The sequence below is a fragment of the Halomonas sp. B23F22_20 genome (assembly GCF_043496985.1).
Lineage (GTDB): Bacteria > Pseudomonadota > Gammaproteobacteria > Pseudomonadales > Halomonadaceae > Halomonas.
Genome location: NZ_JBIEKH010000028.1, coordinates 1 through 22,735, shown reverse-complemented (window position 1 = coordinate 22,735; position 22,735 = coordinate 1). Strand labels below are relative to the sequence as shown.

The window sequence follows — 22,735 nt, the reverse complement described above, 5'->3', positions numbered from 1 at the left end:
CGCAATGATAGGGGGTCGCTCGATCTCCCTCGGGTATCGAGCGCCGAGGGCTTACTGGGCCACCAGCACCGCGGCTTCGGGCTTGCCATCCATCTCGACGACTTCCGCTGCCACCTGCATACCGGGGAAGTAGATCCGCTGAATGCCGTTCACTACCACGCGGTTCCCCGGCTCCAGCCCGGACTCGACCACCCTGAGCCCATCCGCCATGCGGCCGGTACGGATATCCTTGCGCAGCGCGACGTTTTCATCGTTGACGACGTAGACATACTTGCGGTCCTGGTCCGTCAGCACCGCCTTGTCATCGATCAGGGTGGCCGCGCTATCACCGCCGCCCATCACTCGCACTCGCGCGAACATGCCCGGTGTAAAGCGCCCATCGCCGTTGTCGAGCACGGCGCGGAGCAGGATGGTACCGGTATCCGCATCCAGGCTGTTGTCGACGAAGTCCACCTCGCCGCGATAGGGGTAGCCGTCGTCATTGGCCAGGCCAACCTGTACCGGGGTCCTGGTCTCGCGCGAGCTGGAGCGTTCGCCGCTGCGAGCCATGGCGTCATAGGTCAGGTAGGTCCGCTCATCGCTGTAGAAATTCACATAGACCTTGTCCTGCGAGACGATGCTGGTCAGTTGCGTGGATTCGGACACCAGGTTGCCCGCCGTCACCAGCGCTCGCCCGGTGCGCCCGGCAATGGGAGCGCGAACCTCGGTGAAATCCATGTTCAGCTGCGCCGTCTCGAGCCTGGCCTCGGCCGCCAGCAGGTCCGACTGGGCCTGGCGTGCGGCAGCGCGGCGCTGGTCCAGCTCTTCTCTGGAAATAGCATGGGTCTTGGACAGGCGCTCGGCCCGGGAAGCCTCGACCCGGGTCAATTCGACCCGCGAACGGGTTCGCTGCAGGTCGGCTTCGGCCCCCGCCAACTGGGCCTGATACGGGCGCTGATCGATGACGAACAGCACATCACCCTTGGCGACCTCCTCGCCCTCGGTATAGTTGACACTCTCGATATGCCCCGACACGCGAGGGCGCAGCTCGACTCTCTCCACCGGCTGGATACGCCCGGTGAACTCGTCCCAGTAGCGCACGTCCTTGATTACCACCTCGGCAACACTCACCTGCGGCGGCGGCGGTGCCTGCTGGGCGCCGGCGCTATCCGCCTGGCTGTCACAGCCGGCCAGAACGATGGCACCCAGCAAGGCCAGAGCCCCCATGAGCGGCCTGACAGGCATGCCGAGGAGTCGGCTCCTTGACGGTCGTCGATATCCTCCGTGGGTCGTGGCTGTATTACGCATCTTCGTCTCTCCAAGGGATCAAGGGGGCCGAGTCATGGCTCGAAGTCCGCACCTTAATTCCTAAAGCTAACTTCAGGTAAAGGGCTAGGTAGCGAACGTTTCACTACCGGAACGAAGTACTGCCGGGGCTGCATGGCAAAGAGTGTTATTCATCGGCCTGCCCGTTCATGGCAGTAGTCGCGTGCTGGCATGGAAAATCGACAGCGCCGAGAGGCATCGGCGGGACCCGAAGCCTCTCTACCCCTTGAGTACTTTGTAAAAGTTCAACTAACGTTAAGGCTTGCGCGCTGAATTGATTAGCCCGGCCAAGAGGGAAATACTGTTTCCCTCATGGAACAGTCGGGAAGCGCTTCCCCCGATGCCGGACGCCCTCATGACGGAATCAGCCATGTCACAGGATCTCAACGATGTCCTGATCTTCTCCAAGGTGGTGGAGCAAGGAAGCTTTACCGCCGCAGCCCGCCTACTGGGCATTCCCAAGACCACGGTAAGCCGCAAGGTGAAAGCGCTGGAGAATCGTCTGGGCGCCAGGCTGCTGCAGCGCACCACACGCCGCCTCAGCCTGACCGAGGCCGGCGCCGTGTACTACGAGTACAGCCACCGCATCGCCCGCGAGCTGGGCGAAGCGGAGCACGCGGTGCACCAGCTCGAGGACAGCCCGCGCGGCTGGCTGCGAGTCACCACGCCCTTCACCATGTGCAGCGAGTTCACCTCGATCCTGGTGCAGGACTTCCGCAAGCACTATCCCCAGGTGCGGGTCGAGTTGATCCTCTCCAACGAGCGCCTCGACCTGGTGGCCAACCGGATCGACGTCGCCATCCGTGTCGGCCCCCTGGCGGACTCCAGCCTGGTGGCGCGCCCGCTGGCCCGGCATCGCTCTTACGTGTATGCCAGCGAGGACTACCTCGCCCGACACGGCGAACCCCGCGAGCCGGCGGACCTGATCCATCACCCGGCGCTGGCGAAGGACCTCGACCGACGCGGGCATCGCCATGTGTGGCAGTTGCAAAACGGATCGCGTCGGGAGGAGGTCGAAATCGACCCCGTGGCCATCGCCAACGACCCCTTCATATTGCGCGGCCTGCTGCTCGATGGGCAGGGCATCATGCTGGCCAGCGAGATCGTGGCCTGTCTCGGGCCGGAGGAAAACCGGATACACCGCATCCTCGAGGGCTGGGAGGGCCCCGAGGTAGAGCTGAACGCAGTCTTCCCAGGCGGCCTGCTCGTCTCGCCTAAGGTGCGCACCTTCGTCGATTTCGTCGTCGAGCAGATGCGCCTCAAGATGCAGGCAGCACTCCCGCAGGACCAGGCCCCCGCCACCCCGGCCGCCTTCCCCCCGGACGCGGTCGCCGAAGATGCGGAGGAGCCCGTGGACGCAACGGCCTGAGACGCTCGGGTTTTCCCCTGGCGAAGCACCACGCCCGCTTCACGGTCAGCTGACGAAGCGTTGTCAACGCCAATGAAGGTTGTACGGATTTCATCAGTACTCTTCATCGGCCCTGATCCAGCCTGGTGTTAGTGGCACTGCTGATCAACAACCTGGGTAGCGTGCGTCGCTGGCCACACTACTGGTTGTAGGAAAGCGCAGCCTGGTCGATATCTGGATATATGGGTGAACTCGCAGGCTTGTATTGCCTGGGATAAAGGGGATCAGGCCCGCTTCGCCCGACGACCGGACCATGGCAAGCACGTGGATAATGCAAGCAGGCCGAGTGCCAGCACGGCCCCTCCGAGCACGTTGAACCCAGTGCCGAACGTTGCACTCAGTCCCATCGCGACTAGCGCGGCACTGCCAATCTGACAGAATCCGACCAGACCCGATGCCGTGGCGGCATGTCCGTGTTCACTGGCGATGGCCCCGGATACGGCCAGCGACAAAGACGAACCATTGGCCAGGCTGACCAGGCACATCGGAAGCACCACGGTCGCCGCACTTTGCCTCTCCAGAGCCACCACGCCCAGGAAGGCCATGCCGCCGAGCACGAAGCAGGCGATACCTGCGGCGACGATGCGATCATAAGGCCAACGGTCAAGCAGCCGCTTGGCCAGCAAATTGGCACCGATGATGCCGGCCGTCAGCGGCAGGTACAGCCAGCCACTTTGCTCTTCGCTCACCCCCTGGCGTGCGAACAGGAAGGGCGATTGGGTCAGATAGACGAACCAGGCGCAGTAGATGGCGCAGACCACTAGTGTGTAGCGACGGAAATGGCGATCGCGAACGACATGTCCGAATCCAGCGAATGGCGACGTCCGGGTGCGGGCCGCGTTGGGAAGCGTTTCCGGTAGTAGCATCAGCACTATCAACAGCGCCAAGGCACCAAAAGCGGCCACAAACAGGAAGTCAGCCCGCCATCCAAACACGGCGGCCAGGTGTCCGCCGATGGCCGGCGCCAAGGCCGGCGACAACGACACCAGTGGATAGACCACCGCATAGACCTTGGCGGAGGTGCGCTTGTCGCAAGTATCGGCGATCAAGGCACGCCCAATGACCAAACCCGCCGCGGCGCCCACAGCCTCGAGGAGGCGCCACGCCAGAAATCCAGCGTAGCTCCCCGCGACGGCACACCCCAGCGAACCGATCATGTAAAGCGCGATGCCAGCCAGCAGCAGAGACTTGCGCCCATAGCGGTCCGACAAGGGCCCATAGAACAGTTGTGCCATCGCCAGTGCCAGTAGATAGAAGGAGACGGTCTGCGGCATCTGCCAGTCGGCGACACCAAATTCAGCCGTCATGGTGGGCATGGCGGGTAGATAAACGTCCGATGCGATCAGGCCGAAGGCGCTGAGCATGACGACGGTCAGGATGAAAGATACGCGCGGCATAGCATCTCCCGGCGGCCGGAATGTCGGCCGCTCATCGACTGTGCATGGGGAACGGATGCCATTGTACGAAGAGAAGCATGGTGCAAAAATGCATTAAAATGCAGCTTACTCCTGCATAAATGCATCAAGGGGAGCGGATGAACTGGGACGACGTGCAACTTTTCCTGGCGGTGCATCGCGCCGGCACACTGCGCGGGGCGGCGCAGCGTCTGGGCATCGACCAGACCACGGTGGGACGGCGCTTGACCGGCTTGGAACGGTCGCTGGGCAGCCGGCTGTTTCTGCGTACCACGGGGGGATGGACGCTCACCGATAGCGGCCGGCAAGCATTGCCCAAGGCCGAGGGCATGGAGCGACTGGCCGTTTCCTTCGAACGTCGCAGCGAAGGTGCCGACAACCGTATGGCCGGCGAGGTTCGCGTGACCACCACCGATGCGTTGGCGATGGACTTCGTGGTACCCGCGATCGAACGCCTACGCACGACGCATCCCGACATCAGCGTCATCCTGAGTACCACGACGCGACTGCTCGACCTGGCAAGACGCGAAGCGGATGTTGCCGTACGCACGCTTCGACCAGAGCAGCCCGATCTGATCGTCCGACGGCTGGGTTGCTGGGAGGTAGGGCTGTACGCAACCAAGGGATATCTGGAACGGCATGGCGAGCCACAGCGCGGCGACGGCTTCGCCGGCCACGACATCGCCCTGTATCAGGAAGGGGTAACGGGGCGGCAGGACAATACCCTGACGGGTGAGCCCAGAAAACAGGGGCGCGTGGTCGCCGAGCTCGACTCGAGCTTGATGCTGGCAACCTTTGTACGCGCCGGCCTGGCGTTGGGAGAGCTGCCCGATTACATCGCCCAACGTGATCACAATCTGGTGAGGGTCTGGCCCGACCACCATCGGGCCAGACCGTACGAGGCTTGGCTAGTCCTGCATCAGGATCTGGCGCGCACCGCGCGGGTCCGGGTTGTCACGGAGGCGATCTCGGACGCCTTTGCCGGTTGAATCCTGGACATGCCGATAACGCTAGCGTCGGGGTTCCCGCGATGACTGATACCCTGCCACTCGCCGCCGGGATCCGAGTCTCCCATACGACTCTCCTACTCCCCTAGGCAGAAGCCGGCTTCATGCCCCCAGCGATTTGCGGCACCATGAAGCCCCGTTTCATCGCCGCGAAGGATTCGCCATGCTCGCCACCGCAGAGACCGCCCTGACGCCCGGCTTTATGGTGATCCACGGCAACCGCCTGGAGGCACTGCGCGACCTGGCAGTGGAGTGGCTGCGCCAGCATCCGCTCTCGCCGCTCGAGGATGAGGTGATCCTGGTGCAGAGCAACGGCATCAGCCAGTGGCTGAAGCTGGCGCTGGCCGCCGACCCGCCCGCCGGCGCCGGCATTGCCGCGGCGATGGACGTCACCCTCCCGGCGCGCTACCTGTGGCAGGCCTACCGTGCCGTCCTTTCACAAAGTGAGGGCGCCGACGCCGTGCCGCCGGCCTCGCCGCTGGACAAGCCGCGCCTGATCTGGCGGCTGATGCGCCTGCTGCCCGAGCTACTGGATGACGCCACCTTCGCCCCGCTGGCGCGCTTTCTGGCCGACGACGAGGACCTGCGCAAGCGCCACCAGCTCGCCGAGCGCCTGGCCGACCTGTTCGACCAGTACCAGGTCTATCGCGCCGACTGGCTTTCCGCCTGGGCCGAGGGCCGCGACGAGCTGATCGACGCCCGCGGCCAGGCCCGTCCGCTCGCCGAAGACCAACGCTGGCAGCCGGCGCTGTGGCGGCGCCTGCGCGACGACATCGGAGACGAAGGCCTGGCCACCAGCCGCGCCTGGGTGCATACCCGCTTCCTCGAGGCCTGCCGCAAGCTAACCCCAGAAACGAGACCACATGGCCTGCCGCGCCGGGTGGTGGTGTTCGGCATCTCCTCGCTGCCCCGCCAGACCCTGGAGGCGCTCGCCGCCGTCTCCAAGGTCACCCAGGTGCTGCTGTGCGTGCACAACCCCTGCCGCCACTACTGGGCGGACATCATCGAGCACAAGGACCTGCTGCGGGCCGCCCGTCGGCGCCAGCGCCAACGCCCCGGCATGCCGCTGGCGCTCGACGACACCCAGCTGCATCTGCACGCCCAGCCGTTGCTGGCTGCCTGGGGCAAGCAGGGCCGCGACTATTTGCGCCTGCTCGACGAGTTCGACGACCAGGACGCCTACCGCGCGCTGTTCGACGCCGAGGCGATGCGCATCGACCTGTTCGACTCGCCCCTCGAGCAGGCCGAGGCCCCGGGGCTGCTGCAGCAACTGCAGGACGACATCCTCGAGCTGCGCCCACCCCGGGAGACCCGCGAGGCCTGGCCGGCCGTGGCCCCGGCCCATGACCGCAGCCTGCGTTTCCATATCGCCCACAGCGCGCTGCGCGAGGTCGAGATCCTCCACGACCAGCTGCTGGCCGCCTTCGACGCCGACCCCACGCTACGCCCGCGCGACGTGCTGGTGATGGTGCCGGACATCGACACCTACGCCGCCGCCGTGCAGGCGGTGTTCGGCCGCCTGCCGCCGGACGACCCGCGCCACATTCCCTTCACGCTCTCCGACCAGACCAGCCGCCACCGCCAGCCGCTGCTGGTGGCGCTGGAGGCGCTGCTGCATCTGCCGGAGGCGCGGCTCACGGTGAGCGACCTGCTCGACCTGCTGGAGGTGCCCGCCCTGCGCGGCCGCTTCGGGCTGGACGCCGACGCCCTGCCGGTGCTGCGCCGCTGGATCGAGGGCGCCGGCATCCGCTGGGGGCTCGACGCCGAGCAGCGCGCCCGGCTCGACCTGCCCGGCGGGCTCACCGCCAACACCTGGGCCTTCGGCCTGCGCCGCCTGATGCTGGGCTACGCGGTGGGCCAGACGGAAAACGAAGGCGCCGACGGCCCCTGGCACGACATCGAGCCCTACGGCGACATCGGTGGCCTGGAAGCCGCACTGGCCGGCCCGTTGATGGACCTCCTCGACGCGTTGGAAGCCCAGTGGCGCGCGCTCAGCGAGCCCGCCGACGTGCCCACCTGGTGCCGCCGCCTGCGCGGGCTGCTGGCCGAGTGCTTCGCCGCCGAGGACGAGGCCGACCTGGCCACCCTCAACCGCCTGGGGGAGCTGCTGGAAGACTGGCAGGAGACCACCGAGGACGCCGGCCTCACCGAGGCGCTGCCGCTCTCGGTGGTGCGCGAGCACTGGCTCGGCCAGCTCGACGAGGCCAACCTCTCCCAGCGCTTCCTGGCCGGCGCGGTGAACGTCGCCACCCTGATGCCGATGCGCGCCATCCCGTTCCGCCACGTCTGCCTGCTGGGCATGAACGACGGCGACTACCCGCGGGTACAGCGCCCGCTGGACATCGACCTGATGGGCCACGACTACCGCCCCGGCGACCGCTCGCGCCGCGAGGACGACCGCTACCTGTTCCTCGAAGCACTGCTCTCGGCCCGCGACAGCCTGATGATCAGCTGGGTTGGCCGCAGCATCCACGACAACGCCACCCAACCGCCCTCGGTGCTGCTCGGCCAGCTGCGCGATCACCTCGCCGCCGGCTGGCGTCTCGCAGGAAGGGAACACGAAGACGACGCCGGCCAGGCCCTGGTCGACGCCCTGACCACCGAGCACCCGCTGCAGCCGTTCAGTCGAAGCTATTTCAGTGGGGATGACCGGCTGTTTACCTATGCCCATGAATGGCGGGCGGTGCACTCTGTCGAGACAACGCCGCAAGACGTCGCGGACGGCGAGCTACCGCCCATGGAGCTCGATACCGCCCTGCCCCTGGCGCGGCTTTCCGGCTTCCTCAAGGACCCGGTAAAGGCCTTCTTCACCACCCGGCTCGGCGTCTATCTCGAACGCGAGGCGCTGGAGAGCCCCGACCACGAACCCTTCGCGCTCGACGGGCTGGACCACTGGCAGCTCCAGCAGGCGCTGATCGAGGCCGGCCGCCGCGCCGTGGACGTCGCCGAACCGCCGACGCCAGCCGTGCACGCCACCCTGGAGCGCCTCGAACGCGAGGGGCGCCTGGCCATGGGTGGCTTCGCCGAGCTGATGCGCGAGCAGCTGGTCGAGCCGCTGGACAAGGTGTTCAGCGACTACGCCGAGCTGCTCGAGGCCTGGCCCCATGCCTGGGAGACGCCGGCCGCCGTGTCGCTACAACTCGCCACCGAAGATGGCCCGCTGGCCGTGGAGGACTGGCTGGACGGCCTGCGCGAGAACGAAGCGGGCGAGCGCTGCCGGCTGGTGCTGATGACCAGCAGCCTGATCAACAAGGGCAAGTACAACTGGAAGCACTGGCTGGCCCCCTGGGTCGCCCACCTGGCCGGCCAGCTCGCCCTCGGCCCCATGACCACCGAGCTGATCTCCCGCGCCGGCGGCGGCACCCTGGCGCCGCTGGACGCCGGCACCGCCCGGGCGCACCTGGAGGCCATCGCCCGCGCCTGGCGCGCCGGCATGACCGCACCGCTGCCGCTGGCCCGCGACACCGCCTTCGCCTGGCACGAGAAGGGCGGCGATCCCAACGCCCTGGCCCGCGTCTTCGGCGATGCCGAGCAAGCCGAGGAGGCCGATCACAAGGCCTGGAAGGCCGCCGTCACCGCCTTCCATGGCACCGGCTTCAACGGCGACCATGGCGAGCTTGGCCGCGATCCGTACCTCGCCCGCCAGTGGCGCGACCTCGAAAGCCTGGTGCGCCATGAGGCCGCCGGGCGGCGCTTCACCGAGCTGACCGCGGCGCTCTATGCACCCCTTCACGATGCGGTAAAAACCAGGAAGAACGGCGGCAAGGGCCAGGGAGGCAAGGCATGACGATGACGGACGCCAGGCAAGCGGCCGAGACGCCTCGGCTCGATCCCGTAGCCCTGCCGCTCACCGGCAGCCGGCTGATCGAGGCCAGCGCCGGCACCGGCAAGACCTTCACCATCGCCCTGCTCTACCTGCGCCTGGTGCTCGGCCCCCGGAACGAGGACGATGCGGCCAGCTTCCCTCGGCCGCTGACACCGCCGGAGATCCTTGTCGTCACCTTCACCAACGCCGCCACCCAGGAGCTGCGTGACCGTATCCGCGCCCGGCTGGTGGAGGCCGCCGAGGCATTCTCGCCCTCTACGTCGCCCGACGATGCGACGGAGGCGCCGGTTCAGGCACCCGACGATGCGCCCGCCCCGTCTCCCAACGAAACCGGCGATCTCTTCGCCGAACCACCGGTGGATAACGCTTCCGCGGTGGATATCCCCGCAGACGACGATGACGGCAGCCAGGACCCTCTGATCGCCCTGCGTAACAGCTACCCGCGCGAGAGCTGGCCGACCTGCGCGCGCCGGCTACGGCTGGCCGCCGAGTGGATGGACGAGGCCGCGGTCTCCACCATCCACTCCTGGTGCCACCGCATGCTGCGCGAGCACGCCTTCGACAGCGGCAGCCTGTTCGCCCTGGAGATGTCGCTGGACCAGTCGGAGATGGACCTGGAGATCGCCCGGGACTACTGGCGCAGCTTCTACTACGACCTCGACCCCGAAGCGCTGGAGATCATCAACGGCCACTGCAAATGGTCGACGCCGGACGCGCTCAACGACACCGCCGCCCGGCTGCGCACCCACGCCGCCGCCCTGCCCGCAGCGCCGCCGCCGGCCGAAGCGATCGATGACTACCGCGAGCGGCACGCCGCGATGCTGGCCGAGCTCAAGGCCCCCTGGCCGGCCTGGCTCGACGAGCTGGAGGCGCTGCTCGAGGCCGCCGCCAAGCGCAAGGCGTTCAACGGCCAGAAGCTCAACGCCAAGAGCCGCGCCAACTGGCTCGCCGCCCTGCGCGACTGGGCCAATGACACCGAGCTGGCAAGCCCCGATCTCACCCCCGCCGCCTGGAAGCGCCTGACGCCGGAGGGCATCGCCGAGATCTGGAAGGCTGACTCTTGGGAAAAAGACCGGGCGCCGATCCTGCCGGCGCTGGAGGCCCTGGAAGCGCTGCCGGAGAAGCTCGCCGAGCTGCCCGATCCCTTCGCCGACCTGCTCGCCCACGCCGTGCACTGGATGGCCGCGCGCCGCGAGACCGTGCAGCGCCGCCGCGCCGAGCTCGGCCCCGACGACCTGCTGCACCGGCTGGACGCCGCCTTCGCGGGCGAGGCCGGCGAGACGCTGGCCGCGCGCATCCGCGAGCAGTTCCCGGTGGCGCTGGTCGACGAGTTCCAGGACACCGACCCGGTGCAGTACCGGCTGTTCGACCGGGTCTATGAGATGGCGGCGAATCGAGGCGATAGCGCGGCGTCGGGCGCTGAAAATAGCGCGGCTTCGGGCGCTGACAAGAGCGCCGTGCTGCTGATCGGCGACCCCAAGCAGGCGATCTACGCCTTCCGCGGCGCCGATATCCACACCTACCTCCAGGCCCGGCGCGACACCGCCGGCCGCCACGTCACGCTGGGCACCAACTTTCGCTCCGCCACGCCCATGGTCGAGGCCGTGAACCGGGTGTTCGCCCACGCCGAGCAGAGCGAATCCGGCGCCTTCCTGTTCCGCCGCGGCGACGACAATCCCGTACCCTTCGCCCCGGTGGACGCCAACGGCCGCAAGGACTCACTCACCCGACACGGCGCGCCCCAGCCCGCGCTGACGCTCTGGCACCTGGCCAGCGACGACACCCTGCCCAAGGGCGCCTACCTCAACGAGCTGGCCGGGCGCTGCGCCACCGAGATGGCGAGTCTCCTGCGCGAGGGCCAGGCCGGGCAGACGGGCTTTCAGAAAGAGGGAGACTTCCAGCCGCTGGCGCCGTCGGACCTCGCCGTGCTGGTCAACAACGCCGGCGAGGCCCGCGCCATTCGCGGCGCCCTGCTGGCCCGCGGCATCCGCAGCGTCTACCTCTCCGACAAGGAGGGCGTATTCGAGACCGAGGCCGCCGCCGAGCTGGAGGTGTGGCTGGCCGCCTGCGCCGCGCCGGACGACGAGCGCTGCCTGCGCGCCGCGCTGGCCACGCCGAGCCTGGGCCTGAGCCTCGCTGAGCTCGACGCCCTGAACGGCGGCCCCCAGCAGGACGAGCTGGCCTGGGAGGCGCGGGTGATGCAGTTCCGCGACTACCACCGCCAGTGGCAGCGCCGCGGCGTGCTGCCCATGCTGCACCGGCTGCTGGCCGACTTCGCCGTGCCCGGCCGGCTCTTGGCGGTGCCCGAGGGCGAGCGACGGCTGACGGATCTTCTTCATCTGGGCGAGCTGCTGCAGGAAGCCAGCGCCGAGATCGACGGCGAGCACGCCCTGCTGCGCTTTCTGGCCGAGTCCCGCGCCCATCCCCAGGCCCAGTCCGACACCCACCGCCTGCGCCTTGAGAGCGACGCCGACCTGGTGCAGGTGGTCACCATCCACAAGTCCAAGGGCCTGGAGTACCCGCTGGTGTTCCTGCCCTTCATCGCCGCCTTCCGCCCGGTGAAGCAGGGCGACCTGCCGCTGCGCTGGCACGACGATGACGGCAACCTGCGCCTGACGCTCTCCGCCGACGAGGCGACGCTGACCCGCGCTGACCACGAGCGCCTGGGCGAGGACCTGCGCAAGCTCTACGTCGCCCTGACCCGCGCCCGCCACGCCACCTGGCTCGGCCTGGCGCCGCTGGACGCCATGGAGTGCAGCGCCGTCGGCCATCTCCTCAAGGGGGGCGAAGCGCTCTCGCCCGACAACCTGCGCCTGGCGCTCGAGGCGCTGGCCGACGACAATGCAAATCGCGTGACGGTTCAGGACGCCCCCGAGGCCGATGCCACGCCGGTCGAGCTCGCCGCCGACGACGCGCCGCTCGGTGAAGCCCGCGCGCCGACCCGGGCGATCCGCGAGCACTGGTGGATCGCCAGCTACTCGGCGCTGCGCACCGGCGCCACGCCGGAGGAGGACAGCGCAGCAGCCACCGCCGTCGAGGCCGAACCGGCCCCCGAACCCACCACCGCCGACGAGGCGACGGCCATGGAAGTGATCGACGAGCCCTTCGATGCCGCCGCTGCCACGGTAAGCGAGGGTTCGCTTCACCGCTTCCCCCGCGGGCCCTCGGCGGGCACCTTCCTGCACGGCCTGCTGGAATGGGCCGGCGAGGAAGGCTTCGCCCGGGTGGCGGAAGACGCCGAACTGCGCGCCGACACCCTGGCCCGGCGCGCCAACCGCCGCGGATGGGAAGGCCAGATCGCCGCCCTCGAACAGTGGCTACCGGAGCTCTTGACCACGCCGCTGCCGGTGCCGGATTCGGGCGATGGCGAGGCCGCGCCGCTGCGCCTCGATGCCCTGAATCGCGCGTCCGACTACCGGATCGAGCTGGAATTCTGGTTCGCCGCGCATAAGGTCAACACGCGCAAGATGGACGCCCTCGTAAGCGCTCACACACTCGGTGGGCGGCCGCGCCCGGCGCTCGAGCCCGACACCCTCAACGGCATGCTCAAGGGCTTCATCGACCTGGTGGTGGAGCACGAAGGCCGCTTCTACGTGCTCGACTGGAAGTCCAACCACCTGGGCGTGGACGACGCCGCCTACACCGAGGCGGCGATGGCGGAGGCCGTGCTCGAGAAGCGCTACGACGTGCAATACTGCCTCTACCTGCTGGCCCTGCACCGGCTGCTCGAGGCCCGGCTGCCGGACTACGACATCGAGCGCCACCTGGGCGGGGCGCTCTACGTCTTCCTGCGCGGCACCCGCGCGCCCTCCCGCGGCGTGCACGCCGAACGCCCGCCGAGCGAGCTGATCCTCGCGCTCGATGCCCTGTTCCGCGCCGAGGAGGCCGCCGCATGACCCCGACATCATCCAACGCCGCCCCCTTCGGTGCTCACCCCATCGATACCGACGCCGCCCCGGAAGCCGCGCTAATTCAAGCGCCCGAAACCGCGCTGAGCGATACCGGGGCACTGTTCGCCCTGCTCGACCGCTGGGTCGACCGCGGCTGGCTGCGCTCGCTGGACCGCGCCTTCGCCACCTTCCTGCATCGCGAGGCGAGCCGGGGCAGCCGGGAAAGCGCGGAGAACAAGGAGAACGAGGTAAGTGAGGCCTCACCCCTGCTGCTGCTGGCGGCGGCCCTGGCCAGCCACCAGCTCGGCCGCGGCCACGTGTGCCTGGACCTGGCCCAGACGCTGGCCACTCCGGACCTGGCCCTCTCGCTGCCACCTGAAGGCGACAGCCTGGAAGACCCACCGCCGCTGCCCAGCCGGGTGATGGCCGCGCTCGACCTCGACGCCTGGCGCGCCGCCCTGGCCGACCCCGGACTGGTGGCCGAAGGCCCCGGCAACACCCCGCTGGTGCTCGCCGGAAGCCGAGAACGCCCCCGGCTCTACCTGCGCCGCTACTGGCAGCACGAGCAGGATATCCACAGCCGGATCTTCGCCCGCCTAGACTCTCCTGATGGGTGCACCACTCAGCCGCGCAATGGGGATATCACCTGTGGGAGCGCAGCTCCGTGCCGGTCCGACGCATCGGCGAATGGCGCCGACAGGCGCCCTAATGAAGCCACCCAACCGGCCGCCTCTTGTGGGAGCGCAGCTCCGCTGCGCGATGGCACCGACAGGCGCCCAGATGAAGGCCCCCAACCGGCCGCCTCTTGTGGGAGCGCAGCTCCGCTTCGCGATGGCGCCGACAGGCGCCCCGTCGACCCCAAAGCCCTGCGCCCCATCCTCGACACCCTCTTCCCACCCCGGGAACCGTTCGACTGGCAGAAGGCCGCCTGCGCCCTCGCCGGCCGCTCGCGCTTCGCGGTCATCACCGGCGGCCCCGGCACCGGCAAGACCACCACTGTGGTGCGCCTGCTCGCCCTGCTCCAGGCCCAGGCCCTCGGCGAAGGCCAGGGAGAAGGAGAGCGAGCCCTGCGCATCCGCCTGGCCGCCCCCACCGGCAAGGCCGCCGCCCGGCTCAACGAGTCCATCGCCGGCCAGGTCAGCCGCCTGCCCTTCGACAAGCTAGCAGCGCTGTGGGAATCCCATGACCAGGCCCCAGGCACGCCAGGCTCCACACAGCCAGAGACCGACTCCCCGTGGGAGCGCAGCTTGCTGCGCGAAAATCCCGCCGAGGCACTCGAGCAAGCGATTCCTACGGAAGTCTCCACCCTGCACCGCCTGCTCGGCTCGCGCCCCGACACCCGCCGCTTTCGCCACGACCGCCACAACCCGCTACCGCTGGACGTGCTGGTGGTAGACGAAGCCTCGATGGTGGACGTGGGCATGATGGCCGCGATGCTCGAGGCGCTGCCGCCCCGGGCTCGGCTAGTGCTGCTCGGCGACAAGGACCAGCTCGCCTCGGTGGAGGCCGGCTCGGTGCTCGGCGACCTGTGCGCCCGGGCCGAGGGCGGCCACTACACCCCGGCCACCGCCGAGTGGCTGGGTGAGTCCACCGGCCAGCCGCTGCCCGCGGACACGCTGGACGCCGACGGCCAGCCCCTCGACCAGGCCATCGCCATGCTGCGCATCAGCCACCGCTTCACCGCCGACAGCGGCATCGGCCAGCTCGCCGCGGCGATCAACCTGGAGGCCGAGCCCGCCACCAAGCGCAAAGCGATCGGTGACGCGCTCAGCGCCGGCTTCGCCGACCTCTCGCACCACAAGCTTTCCACCGACGACGAGCGCGGCCTGGCCCGCCTGGCGGTGACCGGCTGCCCCGAGCGCTTTCCCGGAGCCCACAACGCCGACACACCGCCGGTGGGCTATCGCCACTTCCTCAGCGTAATGGCCGAGCACCGCCCTGCCGACGATGCGGATCAGCAAGCATTCGATGACTGGGCCCGCGCGGTGCTGGCGGCCCACGGCGACTTCCAACTGCTGTGCGCGCTGCGCCGCGGTCCCTGGGGCGTGGAAGGCCTGAACGAGCGAGTGCGCCAGGCGCTGGAGCGGGAAAAACTGATCGACAGCCAGGACGGCCGCCAGCGCTGGTACCCCGGCCGCCCGGTGCTGGTGACCAAGAACGACTACGGCCTGGGGCTGATGAACGGCGATATCGGCATTACGCTCGATATGCCGCGCCCGGGCGCCTCAGCCGGCGACGGCAACCGCCGCCTGCTGCGAGTGGCCTTCCCCGCTGGCGACGGCACCGACCGCATCAAGTGGGTGCTGCCCTCGCGCTTGCAAGCGGTGGAGACGGTGTTCGCGATGACGGTACACAAGTCCCAGGGCTCGGAGTTCACCCACGCCGCCCTGGTGCTGCCCGACGCGCCCAACCCCATCCTCACCCGGGAACTGGTCTATACCGGCATCACCCGCGCCCGCCACTGGCTGACGCTAGTGGAAACTGGCCGCGGCCAGTTGATGGACGCGGCGCAGCGGCGAGTGATGCGGGTGAGTGGGTTGGGGGGTTGATGGGCTCTCTTATCTAAGTGAGGAGAAGGGCCGCTTTTGGCAAGAAACGGCTATTGAGATTTTCCTGACGTATAACGCTAGCCATCAGCCGCGCGAGGTACGAGCGTCGGCTGGATGGCATTGTTGGGTGGCTCCAGTGCATGAACAGCTGTTTCTTGGGAGGTTTGCAGGAACCATTGATAGATCTCTGCACCAGCCAGAACGATTGCTGAGGCAGCAGCAATGGCACTTACAATTGCAATAGTTGCTTGCCATCGATCTAAAATATTTCGAATATGAAACATCTCTTCATGAGCTGCTACTTGCCATTCTGCGCCGTCGAAATAGGTCAATATGAATCGCATTGAGTAAGCGTCGGGCCTCGCTCGTTTGAGTGTTTTCAGCTTGAACTCCACTGGAGCCTTATCTATAACGCACTCGGTTGCGATTTGAGGAACAGAATTTTCTGAATGCGCTCGATCAAAGAATACTGTTCGGCGCCCCCACGATTCGGTGGTAATACCTCCACTTGTAAGGTGAATGGTTGCACCGTGATCACTGCCAAGAGAATGTGGTTCACCCCCAAACCTCATGACAGCACCACCATCCCCTTGATCCTCTTTTGTCATACCGGCCCACCAAGTACAGCCGCCCTCCTCGAAAACTCCAAAAGAAGGCGTAAATTGTAGTTTGGCGATGCAAATCTCACCGTAACCCGTAAAGAATACATCTCCTTTCAAACTCTCTCCCGGATCAATTACTTGGTTATAAACTCTAACAACAGGGACATATCTTCCTGGCTTTTCTGCAAACTCTCCTGTACGCGGATGTTGGGAGACACTTGGATCGATTGCTTGGCTCATCACGAATGCCCCTAGTAACTCATATGATAATTGCTTTGCTTATGGATCAGCTGATCTTCGATGACACTCGCTAGACCACCCAGCGCCCGCATTTTAGGCTGGTTTGGAGCGCAGCGGAAAACCAGTCCGACAATATGCGCTTGTTACATTTCTGCCAACATGATTTCAGGAAACAATTCCCGCTGCTCGTCAGAACCTATTTGGTGGTAAGTAAGACTCTCACCATCAGCTCCAACCTTAGTTACCAGCTTTGCTTGAAATAAGTAGTCATCTCCTTCGCGAGATACACTGGCGATTTGCGACCCAACTAACTTAAGTTTAGACCGCTTACCCTTGCGAAAGCACACATTGAAATGCCCCTTCTTTGCAATGGATGGGTAACACCAGGCGTCTTGTAAATCAGGCGGCAAATCAAAATAGTCTTTAGTAATAGACTCTGAAATCCTATACAAATATTCAGTTCCTACACCGACATCCCTAATAAATTCATGCCTCAAAAAGTCTTGGATCATCCTTGCTTTGAGCACTTCTTCGCCATCCAAACCTTCAATGTTCGGCTGCGCGCCGATCATTGTTACATTGATCTTTTTTATCGCCTCATAGACGATGAGCGAGAACAGCTCACCATCTGCAACCTTCATTTCCTCTACAGCCACAGAAGGCGAAATTGGCGCTGTATAGAGTAACGATTCGTTGTCACGATTTAGCCTTCCAGCTCTTACTATGTTTTCAGGAGGCTCCCAACAATCTGACACCTTAGACATTGCTCGTAAGGGAATCTTTCTATCGTCATCAGGTAAAGTGCGCACCCGGTAGAACCTTGTGCCTGCCGGATAACTGGCATTCATAGGCATCAATACAGAAATAACACCATGCGGCGTATTAAAAGCAATAACATCGGAGATGGCTGATTGGACTTCCTGATAAGACATTCGCTTGAAATCCAAATCACGAAACCTGCAAATCTTGTCGTGTAGATGCGTCGCATCAACGTACTTCAGAAAGTCTTTCAAATCTACCACGATTCCCTCTCAATAAATGTAATGCCGGCAGCAGCCGCGGTTTTTCCGTGTAGCCGAAAGTGTAGCGGAAAAACCGTCGGCCTGCCTGCCTTTGTTAGGAATTTTTGTACTTCCCTATTACGGAAAGGTATTGGTTTAGTGACAAAAACTCTGATGCAGCATCTCTAAGTTCTTTTGCTGCATGATCCCAGAATACGACCTGAACCTTATAGCCCTCGGAAACCAAATCGCTTACGACAGGCTCAAAATCTTTGTCTCCAGCCACTAGAGCGATTTCATCATTATCTTTATCAACAACAGTGTAGGCGTCTTTTGTTATCGCATGAGCTATTGCGACGTCGACTTTCTTCTCCTTTCCCTGGAAATTTTTGTCAAAAACCGTCTTCTCGAAGCCCTGACGTTCGACATGATTCCAGAATGTGTCTCCTGGAGGCGGAGAGCCCCAAAGCTTTGCACCTCCAATTTCACTCCTATTTTGACCACACAAGAAATCATGCAGATCCCGATAACTAATCTCCCAATCGAAGTCCAAGATTCTATGATTCATGGCATCGTAGATGTTGGGTGCCATACCCTTATCCACTGCCGACACCCTTCGGCCCTCAATAAACAAATTTGAGTTATCAATGTAAGTATAAGTTTTCATGCACTCCCCTTCTTGTATTCCTAACGCCGCAAATCACCGACAGAAAAAAGCATAGCGACGAAGGAGCGACGCTTTTTTCTGTCCGAGTGCATTTGCCTTGTTAGCTCTTTTTGTGCTCATTAAGTTTCTCATTTAGCTCTTTTCTCGTTGTAGAAACAACATCATCCTCATTAACAACAAAATCCATATTGCAGCTTATAACGCCTGTACCGTAAGACCACGGTTTATCGAAATCCTCATCTTCCTCAGGACGGAGAAAATTGCATGTTCCTGCTGTTGACCCATTGGCAATTTTTAATGCTGAAACGATATTGTTTATCGACATTGATACAAATTGAATAAGTAAAGCGACTTTTTCAACCTTCCAATTTATTGAGGTTCTTTTGGACCTGATGCTTCTATTGCGTTTTGAGGCCCCTACGGGTTCTATTTTAAAGAATGAAGTCCCATGCTCGGATGAGCCAATCATTTTCATTTCTTCGGCTGGCGGAGCCACCCCATATTCATGTTCCAACCCTACTGCAAGAGAAAAACCTCCAGAACGAACCCTAAAGCCATGTTTGATACTGTTATATTCGTCAACATGATTTGCATCAATTAACTCATGAGCTAATCTTTTCCATAGTGAGGCAAATAATCTTGTTGTTTGTGCGTTTCTATCACTATCTGGCTTGTAGCATTGGAACACTAATTTTGAAACAGACTCCCATGACACTTGCTCAACATTAAGCTTTGTAAACAGCGTATTGTGATAGCTACCGATATTTTTCACCAGCTGCCGTAAGTCGTTGTTTGAGCATTTTGCTATCCATGCATATACACAGTCTGGCGCCTGAATGTATGCCCCTAACAATGAAAACATAGTCTCCATTGCATGATGCAGAGTGGCCCTGAGTGCAATAGCTGCTCTTTCCTCGTCTTCAGACTCAAGATACACATTGAGCAAATAATCAAAGTACTTCACGTCGATTCCATCAAGAAACTCACGGTTTCTTTCGGCTATATCTATTTCCCAAATACAGTATGGCTCTTCATTTACGACGAATATTGAATTCTGCACCATATTTCTCGTTTTGAAAGCTAACGCTGCGCTCTGCGGAAAATTTGAAGCGCAGCGAAAAATTTGTCCGACAGCAGCGCCTTGTTATGTCAGCCCTCAGGCCTGAAGAAAAAAAATTGGAACTGCTTAAATAAGCCCCTTTTCCGCCAGCTGCCTGTAATGCTCTCCAAGTACGGTAAGGCGAACTGTTTTGCCTTCCATTGCAGCATGCCACATATGAGGAGCATCTTCGGGGACTACCAGTCCCACACGATTGTATTTCTGTAACACACCGAAAATCTCGTTATGCTCAGGAATCGGTGCCGGCACTCCTTGAGGATCTTGAGCCCAAGACTCATGCCGTTCGGGCTCATAAGTGGGATCAAGTTGAAAGTGATGTCCAGGGGCAGGAAACAGCTCAGAGATGCGGCGGAGGTCAGTTAGTTCAAGAGGTGGCTGGACTTTTCTAAGGGATACAAAACGGTTTACGTTGGTCTTAAAAACAGGCCGTTGCGCCCACGGACCAAGTGACTGATCCACATGCGCATATACTCCACCCGGCGTTACATCTCCAACGAGATTTCCTGCTGCACCGCCAAGCGCATCAACTAAAAGATTGGTAAAGACACCTGCGCCATTTTCTTCGGTTGCATACTGTTCCGCAGTTGAGGCCGTAAGTATGGTTACACCGTCGCTGATTTCAGCCACTTTTTGCTGTAGTGCGCTTCCTCCTGCAACACCACTGTGACAACTGTCGAGGATAATAACCCGGTTCTGAATCCTAGATTGGTTTGCCATTGTCATAATTTCAGCCAACGGGACGCCATCATTGCCAGATTTAACATCTGAAGAGCAAAGATAACCACCAGTAGCTTCGATGTGTCCATGACCTGCAAAATATAGAATAGAGACCTCACCGTCTCCGGCAAACAGACTTTCAATTGCCTCTCGCAACTCGTCTCGTCCACACACATCGCCCGGCCCAGTGGCAGTAAGGTGTTTGACACCAAAATTGACAGAGCCATCAGCGTGTCGATCCAGCATCGCTTTAACTGCGAACGAGTCGTTAACGCACCCGAAAAGGGGGGATACGTTCGTATAGTGATTAATTCCAACAACGAGAGCTTTACGCATTAGAGGTTATCAATCCAGTTGGCAATGTTGTCCCAAGTCCACACCATCGTGTTCACTCCGGCGATATCCGTGCGGTCACCTTTATATGCCCAAATCCCGCGAACCTTCTTTTTCTCTTCCTTAGCACATTGAATCTCCCATTTTTGCCCACTTGATTTGAGTGAGTTCTCGCTAGCAATCACAAGGACTCCATCCGACCGAAGAATTCGAGTCCTAACTTTTTTCTTCCATTTATCTTCATAGGCCTCCTTAACCGACATATCTATATATTCGAACGACGAGTTCGTATTCAGTGATTGGCCCTTGATCATGTTGCGGATTTTTTCATCCTTCATTGCAAAAGCAATGAAAATTGTTTTCTTATTGGCCATTCTAGACTCCTTTTGGCTTAGACATAACGCCCGGCTTTAGGGCGCAAACTTTAATTAAAACCTAAATATGGCACGTAAACACAAGTATTGGCAAAATAAATTTCAAGCCAATGGTTTGCGTCCCTAACAGCCGTTTGTTAGCTGGTCTGCCTAATATTCTCATTAATAGCTTCACTGTTTGTCATTTTTACTTTTTGATCTTTTGAAGGCGGCGCCTAAAGCAACACCAACAGCCACGCCTACACCAATTCCTACAGCTAAATTATCGATAGAAACACCAATTGCAACACCTACACCAATTCCGATTCCAATCCCGGCGCCCATATAATTATTTTGAGTATTCATGCTATCTCCTTTATTTGGTTTTCATTCGTATTTCATGTCAACACAACTTTTACTGTGTACAACTAACGCTTGCGTTCAGTTGCAGTTGCGATTGCGTAGCGCTAGCGGAGCAGACGTCAACTGCAACGCTTTGTTAGCGCTCGATGATTCAAAGCCTCGAGGTGGCTCAATCGTTAACTCATCGGCTGTATAGGGAACAACCAGTCGATCCATGAAATCTTCTTCCTTCCTAATCGCAGGACGGTATCTTAGCTTTAGACTTTCCGGAGATGGTTTAAAGAGATCGTCAAGACACGAGAGGAACTGATTAAGATCTTCTTGATAGTCTAATTCATAGCTAATTCCCGCAGCAGCTCTTGTGATAAGCTCAGCCTCTCGAGCTTTCTCAGCCGGCGACATGTCATCAATACGCTCCTCAAATCGATCGATTCGTAGGAACAGCCGTCGAATTTTATCTGGCAAGCAACGGTTCCGCTTTGCTTCAATAACTCTGCTTTCATCCACTCCATCTTTCACTAGAGTATCGGTTATATACTCTTTTACAGATTTAGCGTCTTTTATTATCTGATCAACACCTGAACGAAACGACCCGTACTGGCCTATAGCCACATATATAGATCCCGCGACCAGAATCCACGCCTTTACGCTACCATCTCGCAACTCGACCCGAACATTAGAGTTCTGCCGATAAATTATTGATGAGTATCGACCCGCAACATTTGTCAGATATTCACGAGTAGCCTCGAAGTCATCATAAGACAAGTCAAAATCCAGGTGCAGATAAACAATAGCGAGGTTACTCATGATTCTCCGTTGTCGCTAACGCCGCGTTAAGCGGACTAAAATGGTTGGCTATAATGTGCAGCGAAGCGGAACGAGCCAACCCTTTTAGTTCCGACTTGAACGCCTTGTTAGTTGTATTTATGGTATATCAAAGATGTCTTGCCAATCACATGGGCTTCCACCGTGGTAGATACTATCGTCATCTTCATAGTTATCATCATCGTCCCATGCACCTATAAAGTCTTCGGTTTGCCCCTCTGTCATGAATAAAGCCAAGTTATACGGCCTTGACTGTTTTCTTTGGACATAGCTCAAACGGATTGAGTCATAACGATCATTGAAATGCTGACCTTCAATTTCCACATTTACGATTTTTCTTATATCTGAAGAGTGAACAACAAAATTTTCTTTTGAGGCATTTTTAGTTACAGATGCTTCTAATAACTCTGAATTGAATTGAGCTACCTCTGCTAAAATAGTGCATACCTCCGTAATGTTATAGCTACTACTTAAATTTCTATCCCCACTTGCAGGTGCACGATATGAAATCAATTCACGCTGTGCCTTGAGTAATTTACATACATTTTTCAACTCTTGAGATTTTTCAATACTAAACTTTGCTAGGCAATCAATTGCCAAATTTAAAGCTTGGGTATGCGATATCTTAATTAACTCTCCGTCTTTCCATTCCAATTCGGGTAATGTGTAAACAACACAACGGAGCAAAGATAAAACGGCATAATACTCGAGATAAGGCCTAACTATACGAACATTCTTTTCTTCTGCGTACTCAGCATTTTTTAATAATACTGTTGCGTTAAGTATCATGTTTGTTGCAAAGTAAATTCTACATGTCCATTCGGAGTTTAAATCTTCATTCCAGTTTTTCGTTATTTTGGAATACTTCTGAAGAACACTCCCGACCAATTTTGAAGACTTTTTTTCGCTAGTGATCGAATCTAGCTCTCTAAATAAATAAAACCAATCTCTATCATTAAACGACAATATGAAATTCTCCAGATACAACTAACTGTTCAGCATTTCTTCGCCGTGCGCAGCATGGCGGATAAATGCCTGTTGGACTAAGCCGCCCTTCAGGCTGCTACACCGCTTCTATAGGGTATTGTATTGGCCGGTATGCGGCCTGAGACGT

General features: G+C 60.7%; 16 protein-coding genes. 5 read left to right on the top strand and 11 right to left on the bottom strand.

All coding sequences use genetic code 11. The features are described from left to right. Window positions 1–51 precede the first annotated feature (51 nt). Window positions 52–1,224, bottom strand: a complete 1,173-nt coding sequence (locus ACGTN6_RS18190) for an efflux RND transporter periplasmic adaptor subunit (protein ID WP_394594373.1) — start codon at window positions 1,222–1,224, stop codon at window positions 52–54. A gap of 451 nt (window positions 1,225–1,675) precedes the next feature. Here ACGTN6_RS18190 and ACGTN6_RS18185 point away from each other — a divergent pair, with 451 nt between their 5' ends. Then, window positions 1,676–2,674 (top strand): LysR family transcriptional regulator, encoded by a 999-nt coding sequence (locus ACGTN6_RS18185; RefSeq protein ID WP_394594371.1) that lies wholly within the window; start codon window positions 1,676–1,678, stop codon window positions 2,672–2,674. 263 nt (window positions 2,675–2,937) lie between these two features. Here the strand turns inward: ACGTN6_RS18185 and ACGTN6_RS18180 are convergent, their stop codons facing one another. Further along, window positions 2,938–4,110, bottom strand: a complete 1,173-nt coding sequence (locus ACGTN6_RS18180; RefSeq protein WP_394594369.1) for a multidrug effflux MFS transporter — start codon at window positions 4,108–4,110, stop codon at window positions 2,938–2,940. A 137-nt stretch (window positions 4,111–4,247) separates the two neighbouring features. On the opposite strand from ACGTN6_RS18180, the gene ACGTN6_RS18175 reads away from it, so the two are divergent. The 4 genes from ACGTN6_RS18175 (at window position 4,248) to recD (ending at window position 15,400) form a co-directional block, all read left to right on the top strand. Continuing rightward, window positions 4,248–5,117 (top strand): LysR family transcriptional regulator, encoded by an 870-nt coding sequence (locus ACGTN6_RS18175; protein WP_394594368.1) that lies wholly within the window; start codon window positions 4,248–4,250, stop codon window positions 5,115–5,117. A gap of 181 nt (window positions 5,118–5,298) precedes the next feature. Further along, window positions 5,299–8,922, top strand: a complete 3,624-nt coding sequence (recC, locus tag ACGTN6_RS18170; RefSeq protein ID WP_394594367.1) for an exodeoxyribonuclease V subunit gamma — start codon at window positions 5,299–5,301, stop codon at window positions 8,920–8,922. Then, window positions 8,919–12,857 (top strand): exodeoxyribonuclease V subunit beta, encoded by a 3,939-nt coding sequence (gene recB / locus ACGTN6_RS18165; protein ID WP_394594365.1) that lies wholly within the window; start codon window positions 8,919–8,921, stop codon window positions 12,855–12,857. The genes recC and recB overlap by 4 nt, the downstream gene beginning before the upstream one ends. Then, window positions 12,854–15,400, top strand: a complete 2,547-nt coding sequence (recD, locus tag ACGTN6_RS18160; RefSeq protein ID WP_394594364.1) for an exodeoxyribonuclease V subunit alpha — start codon at window positions 12,854–12,856, stop codon at window positions 15,398–15,400. The genes recB and recD overlap by 4 nt, the downstream gene beginning before the upstream one ends. A 77-nt stretch (window positions 15,401–15,477) precedes the next feature. On the opposite strand, the gene ACGTN6_RS18155 is transcribed toward recD, so the two are convergent. The 9 genes from ACGTN6_RS18155 to ACGTN6_RS18115 form a co-directional block, all read right to left on the bottom strand. Then, window positions 15,478–16,242: a hypothetical protein gene (locus ACGTN6_RS18155; protein ID WP_394594362.1), complete on the bottom strand. Its 765-nt coding sequence runs from the start codon at window positions 16,240–16,242 to the stop codon at window positions 15,478–15,480. Between the two features lie 143 nt (window positions 16,243–16,385). Then, window positions 16,386–17,264: a hypothetical protein gene (locus ACGTN6_RS18150; protein WP_394594360.1), complete on the bottom strand. Its 879-nt coding sequence runs from the start codon at window positions 17,262–17,264 to the stop codon at window positions 16,386–16,388. Window positions 17,265–17,358: 94 nt separating this feature from the next. Beyond that, window positions 17,359–17,910, bottom strand: a complete 552-nt coding sequence (locus ACGTN6_RS18145) for an NYN domain-containing protein (RefSeq protein ID WP_394594358.1) — start codon at window positions 17,908–17,910, stop codon at window positions 17,359–17,361. 100 nt (window positions 17,911–18,010) lie between these two features. Continuing rightward, on the bottom strand, window positions 18,011–18,973 hold the full coding sequence (locus ACGTN6_RS18140) for a hypothetical protein (RefSeq protein ID WP_394594356.1): 963 nt from the start codon (window positions 18,971–18,973) through the stop codon (window positions 18,011–18,013). 123 nt (window positions 18,974–19,096) lie between these two features. Further along, the gene (locus ACGTN6_RS18135) at window positions 19,097–20,083 is read right to left on the bottom strand and encodes a caspase family protein (protein WP_394594354.1); all 987 of its coding nucleotides are present in this window, start codon (window positions 20,081–20,083) and stop codon (window positions 19,097–19,099) included. Continuing rightward, complete coding sequence (locus ACGTN6_RS18130) at window positions 20,083–20,454, bottom strand: TIR domain-containing protein (RefSeq protein ID WP_394594352.1); 372 nt, start codon at window positions 20,452–20,454, stop codon at window positions 20,083–20,085. Before ACGTN6_RS18130 ends, ACGTN6_RS18135 begins: the two co-directional genes overlap by 1 nt. Before the next feature lie 171 nt (window positions 20,455–20,625). Beyond that, on the bottom strand, window positions 20,626–20,799 hold the full coding sequence (locus ACGTN6_RS18125) for a hypothetical protein (RefSeq protein WP_394594350.1): 174 nt from the start codon (window positions 20,797–20,799) through the stop codon (window positions 20,626–20,628). Window positions 20,800–20,874: 75 nt separating this feature from the next. Beyond that, complete coding sequence (locus ACGTN6_RS18120) at window positions 20,875–21,603, bottom strand: hypothetical protein (protein WP_394594348.1); 729 nt, start codon at window positions 21,601–21,603, stop codon at window positions 20,875–20,877. A gap of 117 nt (window positions 21,604–21,720) precedes the next feature. Then, window positions 21,721–22,587: a hypothetical protein gene (locus tag ACGTN6_RS18115; protein WP_394594347.1), complete on the bottom strand. Its 867-nt coding sequence runs from the start codon at window positions 22,585–22,587 to the stop codon at window positions 21,721–21,723. Window positions 22,588–22,735 lie beyond the last annotated feature (148 nt).